This is a genomic window from Candidatus Amarolinea aalborgensis (genome assembly GCF_900491745.1).
In the GTDB taxonomy this organism is placed as follows: Bacteria; Chloroflexota; Anaerolineae; order SSC4; family Amarolineaceae; genus Amarolinea; species Amarolinea aalborgensis.
This window is the reverse complement of the sequence record NZ_UETR01000040.1, coordinates 1-13,905: the sequence shown is the minus strand read 5'-3', so window position 1 is coordinate 13,905 and position 13,905 is coordinate 1. Positions and strand designations below refer to the sequence as shown.

The following is a 13,905-nucleotide window of genomic DNA, read 5'->3' as shown; positions in this document are numbered from 1 at the left end:
CGCCAGATGTCAACCCAGTACCTCATCATTGGCAGCGGCGCCGCTGGTATGGCGGCGGCCGAGGCCATTCGCAGCCATGATGCGCACGGCCACATCGTCATACTCAGTGAAGAACCGCATGGCTACTACTCTCGCCCGAGTCTGGCCTACCTCTTGACCAACGAGATTCCCGAACAATCGGTGTATCCCTTCGACGCGCGCGACCTGGCGCGTCTGGGCGTGCGTCTGCTGCACGCGCCCGTGGCTCAGCTTGTCCCGGCTGCGCACGAGATCATCCTGGTCAACGGGACGCGCTTACCCTATGATCGCCTGCTGCTGGCGACCGGCGCGCAGGCTGCGCGTCTTAAGGCGCCCGGCGTTGACCTGCAGGGCGTGGTCAAGCTGGACAACCTGGATGACGCGCGCCAGATCTTGAGACTCGCGCGCCATGCGCGCACGGCTGTCGTCGTGGGAGGCGGCATCACGGCGCTCGAGATTGTGGAGGGATTACGCGCCCGCCAGGTCGAGGTTCATTACTTGCTGCGTGGGGACCGCTACTGGAGCAACGTGCTTGACGAGACCGAATCACGCATCGTCGAAGCGCGCCTGCAAGCAGAAGGTGTGCATTTGCACTACCGTACGGAGTTGGCTGCCATCCTGGGCGATCGCGGCCGCGTCCGCGCGGCGCTCACCACGGCTGGCGAGCAGATACGCTGCGGAATCGTGGCGGCGGCCGTCGGCGTCTTGCCGCGCACGGAGCTTGCCAGCGCCGCGGGTCTGCGCACAGAGCGCGGCGTCGTTGTCAACGAGCACCTTCAGAGCAGTGCGCCCGATATCTTTGCCGCGGGCGATGTCGCCCAGGTCACCGATACACGCACCGGCCGCGCGCTGCTCGATACCTTGTGGAGCACCGCGCTTGCACAAGGACGACTGGCGGGACTGAACATGGCTGGGCTTGCCAGTCCTTACCAGCGCGCCGCCTCCTTGAACGTCACGCGTTTGGCCGGTTTGACCACGACGATCATCGGCGCCATCGGCACCGGGCGACGGGAAGAGGATACTATTGCCATCGTGCGCGGCGATAGCGAATCGTGGCGCTCGACGACGGACGCCGTGGCCGCGCAGACCGAGTTCGAGGTCAACCGTGTGCGCGTCATGATCGGCCAGCAAACGTTGGTGGGCGCGCTCGTGATGGGCGACCAGACTCTGTCATACCCCTTGCAGCACCTCATCGCCGGCCAGGTAGACATCAGCCCGATTCGCGATCACCTGTTGGCGCCTGACGCCCCCCTCATGGACATCATTCGCGGCTATTGGGAAAGTCATCGGGCATCGGCGGCCAAGCGGCCGTCAGTCATCTCACGAGGAAGCCATGACACAACGCTCGCGTGAACTTTGGTGGGCTTTCAGCCTGATCGCTCTGGTCACACTGCTTTACGGCGTGGGCGTTGCGCGCCTGAATGGATTTCCCGCGGCCCGCAGTCTGTTCGGCCACGGTCTGGGCGTCCTGGGCTTCATGCTGATGCTGATGACTGAAATCCTCTACTCCCTACGCAAACGGGTGCGTACGGCCCGCTGGGGTCGTATGTCATCCTGGCTGCGCTTCCATATCGTCACCGGCATTGTTGGCCCTTTCATGGTGCTCCTGCACACGGCCTGGCAGTTCAACGGCCTGGCCGGCCTGGTGATGCTGATGACCGTCATCATTGTCGTGAGCGGCTTCCTGGGCCGCTACATCTACACGGCGATTCCTCGCACGGTGGACGGTTTCGAACTCGAAGAGAGCGATCTCGAGCGCCAGATGGCCGCGGCCGACGCTGAACTTCAACGCTGGCTGGCGGCGCAGCCGGCCATGGCGGGATGGGCGAGCCTGGAGCGCGATGCCGCCATGACAGCGCCATCCCCGGTGCTCATCTTGGCGCGCAGCATACAGGACTGGCGCTATCGCTGGCGATGGTGGCAGGTCAAACGCCGCATGGACACCGCCACGCGCGCCCAAGCGACGCACTTGGAGCGGCTGAATGAGCGCCGCCGTCTACTGCGCCGCCAGGTCGCTTCGTTGGCCCTGGCCCGGCGCCTCTTGGGACTCTGGCACTCGGTGCACATTCCCATTGGCATGGCGTTGTTCACGGCAGCTTTCATCCATATTGGAGTGGCCCTGTATTACGCCACGCTGCTGCATTAGGGGGCGACGAGGATCTGCGGGAGAAACCATGATGAAATCCAACCGTCTTGGCTGTTGGTCGGGCACTGGCATCATCGCTGCGGCGCTGACGGTCTTGCTGATCGGCGGCATCTCGCTGGCCCAAGGCGGCGTCCTGTTCAGCCCTGGTCGCCTCAATGCGCAGAAGGCTACCGAACCGCTGGGCAGGGTGCTGTCCCACGCAGATCTGGCCCGCGACTGCGGCGCGTGTCACACCGCCCCCTGGAGTCAGGTCACGATGGGTGATCGCTGCCAGGTCTGCCATACAACCATCACGGAGGAACTGGGCAATCCCAAGACACTGCACGGCGCCCTGCGCGCCCAAAAGTCCGTCACGCCATGCCAAAGCTGTCACAAAGATCATCGAGGACCAACCGCCGCATTGACCATCCTCGACAATCGCGACTTTCCGCATGATGCCGTGGGGTATTCGCTGCAAGGGCATGCCACGACCGCAGCCGGTCAACCCTTCGCTTGTCAAGACTGCCACGGCGAGGAGATTACCCGCTTCGACGTGGCGACCTGCGATGCCTGCCACCGCACTGCGGACCCGCCTGGTATGCAATTGCACACCCAAGCCTTTGGCTCGGACTGCCTTGCCTGCCATGATGGGCTGGATACCTACAGCCAAGAAGCGTTCGATCACAACAGCGTGGCTTTCCCGCTGGAAGGCAAGCACGCGCCGCTGTCCTGTGACGCCTGCCACCAGGGCGCGGGCAATCTCGATCAACTCAAGGCGACCCCTCAGACGTGCGCCGGCTGTCACCGGAAGGACGACAAACACCAGGGTCAGTTCGGCGACGATTGCGCGGCCTGCCACAACCCGGCCAACTGGCAGGACGCCAAGATTGACCACAACAAGACGGCCTTCCCATTACTTGGAAAGCACACGACCACCAAGTGCGAAGCCTGTCACGCGGATAAGGTGTACAAGGGCACGCCGACGAGCTGCGTGTCTTGCCACCTGAAGGACGACAAACACCAGGGTCAGTTCGGCGACGATTGCGCCGGTTGTCACACGCCGGAAGACTGGGCGAAGGCAACGTTCGATCACAGCAAGACGGCGTTTGCGCTTACCGGCGCGCATATCAACACGGCCTGTACCAAATGTCATACCGACAATGTCTTCAAGGGTACGCCACAGGCGTGTGCGCGCTGCCATGCTGATCCCGCTTACCACAAGGGCGTCTTCGGCGCGGACTGCCAGACGTGCCATGCCACCAGCGCCTGGTCGCCGGCGCGCTTCAACCTTCGCCACGTGTTTCCACTCGATCACGGCGAAGGCGGCGTCAGCGCATGCCGCGCGTGCCACCCCGACAGCCTGAAGGCGTACACCTGCTATGGCTGCCACGAGCACACCCCGACCGGAATCCAAGCCAAGCACGTGGAAGAAGGCATTCGCGACTTCCAGGATTGCGTGCGCTGCCACGCGGACGGGCGTAAGGAAGCAGGCGACTGAGGCTTCGAGCTTGGGCCTGATGGAACCAGTCAGGTGTAGAAATACCAAGGCCCCCCAACGATGGAAATCGTTGGGGGGCCGTTGCTCACTTATGCTAACTTTGCCAGATCGTAATCGGTCTGGGCGGTTAGCGCCGGACAGAGGGCAGGAACATGCGCACCCCCTGTTTCAGCGGGAAGTCAACACTCCCGCTCTGGCCGCTGGATGTCAGAACGATCCGTCGAGTCAGCGGTTCGACTGGCGCATAGCCAGCCGGCCAGCTCTCGATGGTGACGAAGTAGGTTCCTGGCGGCAAATTCTGCACCAGGTAACGGCCTGGCTCGAAGAGCCCCGGTCCACTGGTAACGATGGAGACGCGCTCGCCCACGCTGTTCTTGATGCTCAGCGTGACGTCGCTCACCAGCGGTTCGTCGTTGAACATGCCATCTGGCGTCGTGTCTTCCCAGGTCAGGCCGGTGATGCTCACGGTTGGGCACTCATCCGCACCCGCGCCCTCGCCCAGACTGCCAGGCAGACGACACGCGCCAACGTTGATGATGGTCAGCCAATGGTCCTCAACTTCGCCATTGCTGGCGGGACCGGTTGGCAAGGCCACTTCGGACGCGGCGCTGGCAATGCGACAGCGAAGATAGCTAACCCCTGGGGTCGGCACACCAAAGCCGGCGAATGTCAGATTGACGGATTGGCGTCCGACGGCGGAATTGACGGTTGCGGTCGTACGCTCGCCGCTGTCCAGGAAATCACCATCGCGGTTGAAATCCAGCCAGCAGGCCAGTGTGGCCGTCTGTCCCGTGGTGTTCACGGCTGTGACCATCACGTTGACCGCGCCCGAAGCCGTGGTGATGACCGGCAAGACGGCAATGCCGTCCTCGTCATCCACCCCCGTGGCGTCGTCTGCATTGGCGTCGGGATTTTGCAGGGCGCCGCTGTCGCTATCTGGCATCTGCCAGCCGAGATGCAACCCGGGTGTCACCAGGTGACTGGGGCCATTATCCGCGGCTGTGGTCTGGTAGTTACCGACACCCGTACCTGGCCCGGTGTCTGGCGCGTCGCCATAGTCGAGCGGAAGTACATCCACCACATCCACACAGACGCGCTGCGACGTGGCGCGCGTGCTCACGCGCAGCGGGGCGCCGCTCGGCGTGGTCGCATTGGCCGTCACCGCGCCGATGTTACAGGTGCGCTGATTGAGCACCACAGTCTTGGTGCAGGTCGTCTGCTGCCCAGGGCCTAAGGGGCCAGTCGCTGGCAGGGGGCAGATCTGGCCTAAGACATCGTCTGTGACCACGATGTTGTCGAGCCAGGTGTCGCCCGTGTTGTTGACGACATAGGTGTAGGTGACGCTCGTGCCGCGCAGCACTTGGGCGGCGCTGGCGCGCTTCGTGATCGCCACCCGCACGCGGGCAAACCCGAAGTCTGCGAAGAGGAAGTTCTGATTCGCGCCAAGCTCCACCGGATACGGGTTTGGCCCGTAAGCCCCACTGGTGAAGGCGAAGCCGGCGAGTGGTCGGCCCGCATCGTAGTTGCTGTTCGGTATACGCACCTGGTAGCTGCCAGCCGTCAGATGGTCGAACAGGTAAAGTCCGCCACCCGTGGTGACCTCGGTTGCGATGACGTTGCCACCCGCATCGAGCAGTTCCACGAGCACGCCGTTGATGCCCGGCTCGCCTACATCATAGATTCCGTCCAGGTCAAGATCGCGCCAGACCAGGTCGCCAATGGACGATGCGGCCGGGATCGCTTCGTAGTTGGCATCATCGGCGTCTTCCACCACCGTGTTGTTATGAACGCCGCGCACCGAGGCTCGATTCAGATGCTGGCCTGCTTGCGCCGTGATTGGTCCGATGGTGCAGGTATAGCTCTCGCCAAGTCCCAATGGGTTTGCGATGGGGCTGCAGCTCGTGAGCGGATAGAGGCTGTCGCTCAAGGCCACGTTGTTCAGCGGCACATTGCCAACGTTCACCACGATGAACCGGTAGTAAACCTCGCTGCCGACCAGGGTTTGCGGCCCTGGAGGCGCATCGGCGTCATGCCATGTGGTCTTGCCGTCCACCGACACCAGTTTCTCGACATCAATGGCCGGCCGCACCGGCACATAGTAGTTGGCGTCGTCTGTGTCACGGACGGTAATGTTGCCGTACTGGCCGGTGGTCGTCGCGGTGTTGGTGTGGATACAATCCGCCGTTTCCGTCACGACCGAACTGATGATGCACGTGAAACTGGCGCCAACCGCCAGGGGGTTGGGAATGGCGCCGCAGCTGCTCAATGGAAACACGCTGTCGTTGAGCGTCACGTTGCTCAAGGGCACATTGCCCACATTGGTCACCACGAAGCGGAAGAATACCGTGTCGCCGACGCGGCTTTGCGGCCCTGGTGAGATGTCTGCATCTTGCCAGGTGATTTGGCCATCTACGGAGACATATTTCTCCACATCAATCGCGGGCTGCGGTGCGGCATAGTAGTTGGCGTCATCCGTGTCACGCACCACCACATTGAGATACGCGCCGACGGCAGTCGCCGTGTTGGTGTGCTGACCTACGAGCGCGGGTGTTGGCCCGAACGTGCAGGTATAGCTGGCTCCTGGCGCCAACGGGTTCGGGATCGCCGGGCAACCGTTCAGGGGATAGACGTTGTCGCTCAGGGTCACGTTGCTCAGCGGCACGTTGCCGATGTTGGTCACGATGAACTGGAAGAGCACCGGGCTGCCGATCGTGGTGGCTGGCCCAGGCGGGGTGTCTGCGTCTTGCCACGTGGCGCCTGAATCCACCGAGACCAGTTTCTCGACGTCAATTGCGGGCCTGGTCAAGGCGTTGTAGTTCGCATCATCGGCGTCACGCACCGTGATATTGCCGTTGGTTCCAGTGACGGTTGCCGTATCCGTGTGCTGGCCTAGCTCGGCCGGTACGGGGCCAAAGGTACAGGTGTAGCTGCCGCCCGGCAGAAGCGGGTTGGGGATGGGGCTGCAGCTGCTGAGGACGTACACGTTATCCGTCAACGTGACGTTGGTCAGCGGCACGTTGCCGATGTTGGTCACCACGAAGCGGAAGTAGATCGGGCTGCCTGCCGTTGCCGCGGGGCCGGGCGGAGTATCTGCATCCTCCCAGGTAGCCTGGCCATCCACGGAGACGTACTTCTCCACGTCAATGGCCGGCTGCGGCGGCACGATGTAGTTGGCATCGTCCGTGTCGCTCACCGTGGTGTTGCCATAGACGCCGGTCGCCGTGGCCGTGTTGGTATGCTGTCCCACCTGCGCGGGCACCGGGCCATGCCAGCATGTGTAGCTCTGACCGGGTGACAGGGTGGGCGGGACGTTGCAGCGAACCAGGGTGAAGACATTGTCGCTCAACGTCACGTTGCTCAACGGCACGTTGCCGACGTTTGTCACCACGAACTGGAAGTAGACCGCGAACCCGTCCACAGTCTGTGGGCCGGGCGGGAAGTCCGCATCTTGCCAGGTGAGTTGATTGTCCACCGACACCAATTTCTCCACGTCAATCGCTGGCACCAGCGGGATCGGCGTTGGTGTGTTGGTTGGCGTGCTCGTCGGCGTCGCGGTTGGTGTATTCGTCGGCGTCGGCGTTCGCGTGGGCGTCCAGGTTGGCGTCGGCGTTTCCGTCGGCGTCGCTGTTGGCGTGAAGGTCGGCGTCGGCGTGTCCGTTGGCGTGCTGGTTGGCGTCGGGGTCACACCGATGTAGTTTGCATCGTCGGTGTCGCGCACGGTGACGCCGCCATAGACGCCTTCAGCCGTGGCTGTATTCGTGTGCTGGCCGGCCTGCGCTGTCACCGGGCCAAGCCAGCACGTATGGCTTTGTCCAGGCAGCAGCGGATTCGGAACTGTGCAATTGGTCAACGTGTAGACATTGTCGCTTAGGGTGACGTTGCTCAGCGGCACATTGCCGATGTTGGTGACCACAAACTGGAAGAAGACCGAGCCGCCGGTGGTGGCCTGTGGGCCTGGCGGTGTATCGGCATCCTGCCATGTGTTCCCGCCATCCACCGACACGTATTTCTCGACATCCACGGCCGGATTTGAGGGCGCGTAGTAGTTGGCATCGTCCGTGTCGCGCACCGTTGTCCCGCCATAGAGACCAGTTGCCGTGGCCGTGTCTGTGTGCTGGCCCAGCTCGGCCGCCACGGGGCCAAACGTACAGGAGTAACTGCCGCCCGGCGGAAACGGATTGGGGATGGGGCTGCAGCTGCTGAGGACGTACACATTGTCCGTCAACGTGACGTTGGTCAGCGGCACGTTGCCGGTGTTAGTTACATCGAAGCGGAAGTAGATCGGGCTGCCCGCGGTGGCCTGCGGGCCGGGTGAATTATCCGCATCCTGCCAGGTAGCCTGGTTGTCCACGGAGACGTATTTCTCCACGTCAATGGCCGGCTGCGGCGGCGCGAGGTAGTTGGCATCGTCCGCGTCGCTCACCGTGGTGTTGCCATAGACGCCGGTCGCAGTGGCCGTGTTGGTGTGCTGACCCGCCTGCGCGGCCACGGGGCCGTGCCAGCAGGTGTAGCTCTGACCAGGCGACAGGAAGGATGGGACAGTGCAGCGAACCAGAGTGAAGACATTATCGCTCAACGTCACATTGCTCAACGGCACGTTGCCGACGTTCGTCACCACGAACTGGAAGTAGACCTGGCTGCCGACCGTAGTTTGTGGGCCAGGCGGGGAATCAGCATCCTGCCACGTGATCTGATTATCCACCGACACGTATTTCTCGACATCAATCGCGGGCGCCGGTGGAATCGGCGTTGGCGTCGCCGTGGGCGTATTGGTGGGCGTTGACGTGGGCGACGGCGTCCAGGTCGCGGTAGGCGTGTTCGTTGGGGTGTTGGTTGGCGTCGGCGTTGGCGTTGGCGTCTTGGTCGGGGTGTTGGTCGCGGTCGGGGTCGGCGTCGGGCCGATGTAATTCGCGTCATCAGTGTCGCGCACGGTGGCGCCGGCATAGACGCCTGCAGCCGTGGCTGTGTTCGTGTGCTGACCTGCCTGCGCCATCACCGGGCCAAGATAACAGGTTTGGCTTTGACCAGGCAGCAGCGGGTTCGGGATCGTGCAGTTGGTCAACGTGTAGACATTGTCACTCAGCGTGACGTTGCTCAGCGGCACATTGCCCACATTCGTCACGTCGAACCGGAAGTAGACTGAGCCGCCGGTGGTGGCCTGCGGCCCTGGTGGGGTGTCCGCATCCTGCCAGGTGGCCCCGCCATCTACCGACACATATTTTTCCACATCAATCGCCGGGCGAGCGGGGACGATGTAGTTGGCATCATCCGTATCGCGCACAATGACGTTGCCATACATACCGGTCGCAGTTGCCGTGTCGGTGTGTTGCCCGACAAGGGCCGCGGTCGGGCCATAGGTGCAAGTGTAGCTCTGGCCTGGCTGGAGCGGATAGGGGACATAACACCCGCTCAGTACGTACACATTATCGGTCAATGTGACATTGGTCAGCGTGACGTTACCGATGTTGGTCACCACGAAGCGGAAGTAGATTGGGCTTCCTGCGGTTGTTTGCGGTCCGGGCGGGTTGTCGGCGTCTTGCCAGGTTGTTTGGCCGTCTACGGAGACGTACTTTTCTACATCAATGGCCGGCTGCGGCGTGACGTAGTAGTTCGCATTATCCGTGTCGCTCACCGTGATGTCGCTTCCTGTGCCCGTGGCTGTCGCCGTGTTGGTGTGCTGTCCCACCTGCGCGGGCACAGGCCCATATACACAGGTGTAACTGGCGCCAGGCGGCAGCGGGTTGGGAATCGCGCTGCAGGAGGTCAGTGGGTAGACATTGTCGCTCAGGGTGACGTTGCTCAAGGGCACGTTGCCTGTGTTCACCACCACAAAGCGGAAGTAGACATTGCTTCCCGCGGTTGCCTGCGGGCCGGGCGGATCATCAGCGTCTTGCCAGGTCGCCTGGTTGTCCACAGAAACGTACTTTTCGACGTCAATGCTAGGCGGTTGATAGAGGCCGGCGTCCCACTGGCGCTGGTTGTCGCCTGCATTGAGCGTGATGGCAATCGTCGCGCCAGTCGTTTGATCAGCGTCGCTGTCGCGCGTATCATCGCCGCCCTGATCGCGCAGGGTGAACGCGTATCCGGTCGGCAGTTGGAAGCGAACATAGTAGCTGCCGGCCATCAGGTTGCCAAAGAGATAGTTGCCGCTGGCGTTCGTCAGTTGAGTGCCCTGAGAAACCCAGGTGCCAGCGATCAACTTGAACAACTCGACGGTGACGCCCTGGACTCCAACTTCGCTGGCATCCTGGATACCATTGCGATTGAGATCGAGCCAGACGTAATCGCCGATGCTGCCCAGCCGTGTATTGCCGAAGTTGATGTTGGTGACGGACTGGCTGACCAAAGTGACGGTGTGCGCGCCAGGTGCAGCCGGGTAAGTTTGCGCCCATCCGGCCTGGGGCGTCTCGGTCACGGTATAGACGCCAGGCTCCAGATTGGTAAAGGCATACGCGCCATTGGCGCCGGTAGTGGTTGTCTGGTTAAGGGCATGAGGTCCACCTACCAGGCGGATCGTCCAGCCAGCCAAACCCGGTTCACCCGTGTCCCATTGGCCATTGGCATTCAGGTCGCTGAACTTGCTGCCGCTGATGCCCAACGTGCCGCGATTGCCGAAGCGCAGCTCAGACTGCACTGGGTAGGTCAACGTGACTTCTTGTTCGAGCGGCGTCGTGTTGGTGTAACCAGGATGATTGGCGAGCTGCTCGACAACCTTGTACCGACCTGCGGGCAGGTTGGTGAAGGTCAAGCGTCCGTCCGGCCCGGTAGTGCCGCCCCGGTACTGCGCCCAGTCGTTGTTCTGCCAGATGTACAAGGCAAACTGCCAGCCCGGCAGCAGAGGTTCCTGGCTCTCGTCCCAAACAGCATTGCCGTTTGAGTCGAGGAATTTCAAAATCCGCAGGACGGAGAAGCGGCTGTTGCCGAAGTTGGCGCGCCAGGTCGTCCATGGATCGGCCGCGGTGCGGGTGCGGCTCTGGCTCAAAGGCGTGCTGTTCGTCCAACCGTTCTGCAGCGTTTCGGTCAGGACATACGTGCCGTTGCCAACGATGCGGCCCTCGAAGAACGCATTACCGTTATTGTCCGTTGTGCCGGTGAACTGACCAGCCGGCGTGTCCAGCCTGAAGGCCCAGTTTGCCAGGTTTGGCTCATCTTCTTCTTGGGTTCCGTTGAAGTTTCGGTCTTCGAACTTGTGCGCAATGATCAGGTTGTTGGACTGCACCCAGTCTTTGGTGGCCTGGGCGACAACCGTTACCTGCGTCACTTGCCCCAGAACGATGCGCTGCCAGGTATCCGGGCTGGCCTGGTCGGTGAACCGCGAACCAGCGGGCAAGGCCAGCACAGCGGTCGCGCGCAGGGTGGCGCTGCCCGGCGTGCTGCTGGTTACGGTAAAGACGGCCTCGCCGTTGGCATCGGTCGTTGCGCTCGTGCGATCGAGCGAGCCAAACGAGGTCGTCACGTTGACGGTATAGCCCGCCAGTGGGAATCCACCCTTCGTCAGGCGCACTGTGAAGGGGTGCGGCTGTTGGTAGGGTAAGAAGTTGGTGGCGGAGACTGGATTGATGGCGATTTGCAGGTTTCCCGGCTGGTATTCAGGCGGAGGTGAAGCAGGAATCGCAGCCAGTACCGCATTGTAGGCATCGCGCACCGCGTTGTCATAGGTGGTATTGTAAATGGTGGCGTCGGCCTGGTTGAGCAGCCAGCCATCGGTCAGGCGCCAAACCGCAGCCTGGCGCGCGGCCTGCTGGATCGCGTTGTTGATGGTGGGTGGATAATGGGTGACGACCCAGGCCACGCGCCAATCGGAGAAGAAGGTGCTGTCCAGACAGAAGCCGCGATTGAACGCACGCGCATGATAGATGTCGGTGCAGAACCCATAGGCGATGTTGCCGCTGCCGAAGTCGAGCTTGCCAAGCGGTGTGTCGAGGATTTTTGCCGTTCCGTTCTTCAGCAGATTGACCGAAATGGCGACTGTGGGGTTAGGGCTGTCGGTAGGCACAACCCACGTGGCATTACCGCAAAGCGCCGCATCCGGGCCGCTGGACTGTAGTCGCCACAGTTCTGGCATGATTGGCGCAATGACAGGTTCCCCTGTTGGCGGTGGAGGGGCGGCTAAGGCGGGCGGCGCAGTGGCCGTCCATAGCCCCAAGAACAACAGCAAAAAGAGCGTGAGTAGACCCCACCGCCAAAAACGCAGTGTAAGAGCAAAGCGAGATGGAGCAGGGTTAGACGAGTGACTGGATAGAGACATGACTAGACCTCCTCAAGAAGGGCGCCGGGAAATGGTTGCATCGCACGATCCGAATACCGAAGAGCGCACGTTTTTTTCAACGCGCGCAAACGCACTGTCGAAGAACGAGTAAATTGTACCACTCGACAAGCGGCGTGTCTACTCTACTACTACTTTCTCACCTTACAGATTGCTGACGCACTATCGAACACGTCAAGACAGTTGGATGTCATGGATGTCAGTGACGCTGTTATGGTTGACGTCGCGTGCAGGATTTTGGACGCGGCCGGCGCTGTCAAATTCTGGGGGATAGGCACGATTTACAGCGGCCCCACGGGCCGGCCACCTGCATGAATGATCGCCGCCTGTTGGGCGTCGAAGGGCGCCTCGAACAACGCGGGGGCCAGGTGATATGCACGGAAGAGGTCTGCGATGAAGTGCATGCGCTCCGGCAGGTTGCCCCAGTCCTCGACGCCCGTGCCGCTGGTGCTGTTCGCCGTTGGGTCAACCCGCTGCAGCAGCGCCGCCAGTTCTGGCTGGTCAATGACTGCCAGCACGTCCGGAAAGCTGGCGGTCAGGTCTTGGCCGAGCTGCAGCACCTGGCCGGCGGGCAGTGTCAGCGTCATCAAGGTCGCGGTGACGAGCCGGCGTCCCAGCTTCTGCGCCTCGTCCGCCAACTGATCGCGCGCGTCAAGCCAGGGCCGCATGCGCCCGGCCAGCGCGGCCAGCCAGTAACGCACACGCGAAGTCGGGCTGGGGAACAACTCGGCCACAAGACGGCTGCGCAGCCGACGTGGATCAACCACCGGCGCGTTCATCGCCTCTGCGATCTCTGGCTGCAGCCGCGTCTGCTCATGGAAGCCGATTTCCAGGTTGGCCAGCAGCAGCCATTGCGCTTTCTGCTTGAGATCATCGGCGCGCAAGGCCAGGCGATAATGTCCGAAGGCCTGGCGCAGATACTCCTGGCCGTCAGGGGGATCGCCTGGCCGCAGGCCGTTGCGAAATGCGGCCAGCGCGGCTGTATCCGGCCAGCCGTCGGCAAACAGGGCCAGGAAACGCGCAAACTCGGCGCCAATCTCTGCAAAGACTTTCACGTTGCCGCGCGCCACGGCATCGCTTGTGCGTTGAAAGGCCGCCGCGGGGTTGACCGCGTCCCACAGAGCATCCAAGGCGCCGGCCAGGCTGCGCGTCTGCTCGCCGTCAAGCGCACGGCCGGCCGCCAGCATCGTGTCGGCTCGCTGCTGAATAGAGGGTGTGCCGCGCAGCAGCCGTTCAAACGCGCGCGCCAGGTCTTCGCGACGGATACTTTGACCCGCCTGCTTGGATGCCCAGGTGGCGATGGTACACCAGTTGGCGCCTGGGCCTGTCAACTGCCTCATCGTCAGCGCAAGGTCGTGGTAGGCCTGCGTGATCTGCAGATTGCGCACGACGGGGTCTTTGACGGCGACGATGCGCCGGACATCATCCACGCTTGGAATCAAGGCTTTGTCTCCTCGTCACGTCGTGCGGCGGCTCGAGGCGCGCATGGTGAGCAATCGCCAACGTGGCGCTTATGGCCGACCGCTCCGCTCCAGCGCGGCCAGACGGCCGGCCAGGTCCGCATTTTGTTGTTGCAAGGCGCTCACCTGCGCCAGCAAGCCCAGCAGAAGTGCATCGTTGGCTGGCTGCCCCACCGGGGTCGTAGGCTGCGCCAGGCGCACACGGGCCGGCCAGCGGCTGCGCCGCCGCGGCTGCTTGAGATTGCAGGGCAGGGGAGGCCGCAGTCGCGGTCGCAAGGAGCAGACTCAGGAACAAGGGGAGCACCGCCAATCTAGACAGGTTCATGATTGACCTCTACGAATAACTGTCGTACAAGTAACGCACAAATCACTCCCAAGAATTGTACGTCAAAACCGCGGATTGTCAACAGCGGCGTTTTTTGGGGGGTGCATTTCAGTTTGGGGGCGGGTCTGACGTCGAGCGATTGAGGCTTCGTCGTGAGCGGCTCGACCGAGCGTTCGACAGGCTCACCGCACGGTTCGACAGGCTCACCGCACG

General features: G+C 62.4%; 6 protein-coding genes. 3 read left to right on the top strand and 3 right to left on the bottom strand.

Annotated elements, in window-relative coordinates; all coding sequences use genetic code 11:
- Positions 1 to 6: 6 nt before the first annotated feature.
- Genes ACPQ6D_RS21315 through ACPQ6D_RS21305 form a run of 3 tightly spaced genes read left to right on the top strand, consistent with a single transcriptional unit; the run spans position 7 to position 3,641 of the window.
- Entirely contained in the window at positions 7 to 1,371 is a 1,365-nt protein-coding gene (locus tag ACPQ6D_RS21315) for an NAD(P)/FAD-dependent oxidoreductase (RefSeq protein ID WP_423226372.1), read from the top strand.
- Positions 1,352 to 2,164 carry a ferric reductase-like transmembrane domain-containing protein gene (locus tag ACPQ6D_RS21310; RefSeq protein ID WP_423226371.1) on the top strand — a complete coding sequence of 271 codons (813 nt, stop codon included), beginning with the start codon at positions 1,352 to 1,354 and terminating at the stop codon, positions 2,162 to 2,164. Before ACPQ6D_RS21315 ends, ACPQ6D_RS21310 begins: the two co-directional genes overlap by 20 nt.
- 28 nt (positions 2,165 to 2,192) lie before the next feature.
- Positions 2,193 to 3,641 carry a cytochrome c3 family protein gene (locus ACPQ6D_RS21305; protein WP_423226370.1) on the top strand — a complete coding sequence of 483 codons (1,449 nt, stop codon included), beginning with the start codon at positions 2,193 to 2,195 and terminating at the stop codon, positions 3,639 to 3,641.
- A 127-nt stretch (positions 3,642 to 3,768) separates the two neighbouring features.
- Here ACPQ6D_RS21305 and ACPQ6D_RS21300 read toward each other — a convergent pair whose 3' ends face one another.
- The 3 genes from ACPQ6D_RS21300 to ACPQ6D_RS21290 form a co-directional block, all read right to left on the bottom strand.
- The gene (locus ACPQ6D_RS21300; protein ID WP_423226369.1) at positions 3,769 to 11,706 is read right to left on the bottom strand and encodes a DUF7507 domain-containing protein; all 7,938 of its coding nucleotides are present in this window, start codon (positions 11,704 to 11,706) and stop codon (positions 3,769 to 3,771) included.
- Positions 11,707 to 12,188: 482 nt separating this feature from the next.
- On the bottom strand, positions 12,189 to 13,349 hold the full coding sequence (locus ACPQ6D_RS21295) for a hypothetical protein (RefSeq protein ID WP_423226368.1): 1,161 nt from the start codon (positions 13,347 to 13,349) through the stop codon (positions 12,189 to 12,191).
- 69 nt (positions 13,350 to 13,418) lie between these two features.
- A complete protein-coding gene (locus ACPQ6D_RS21290) occupies positions 13,419 to 13,643 on the bottom strand; it encodes a hypothetical protein (protein ID WP_423226367.1) in 225 nt (74 codons plus the stop codon).
- Positions 13,644 to 13,905: the final 262 nt, after the last annotated feature.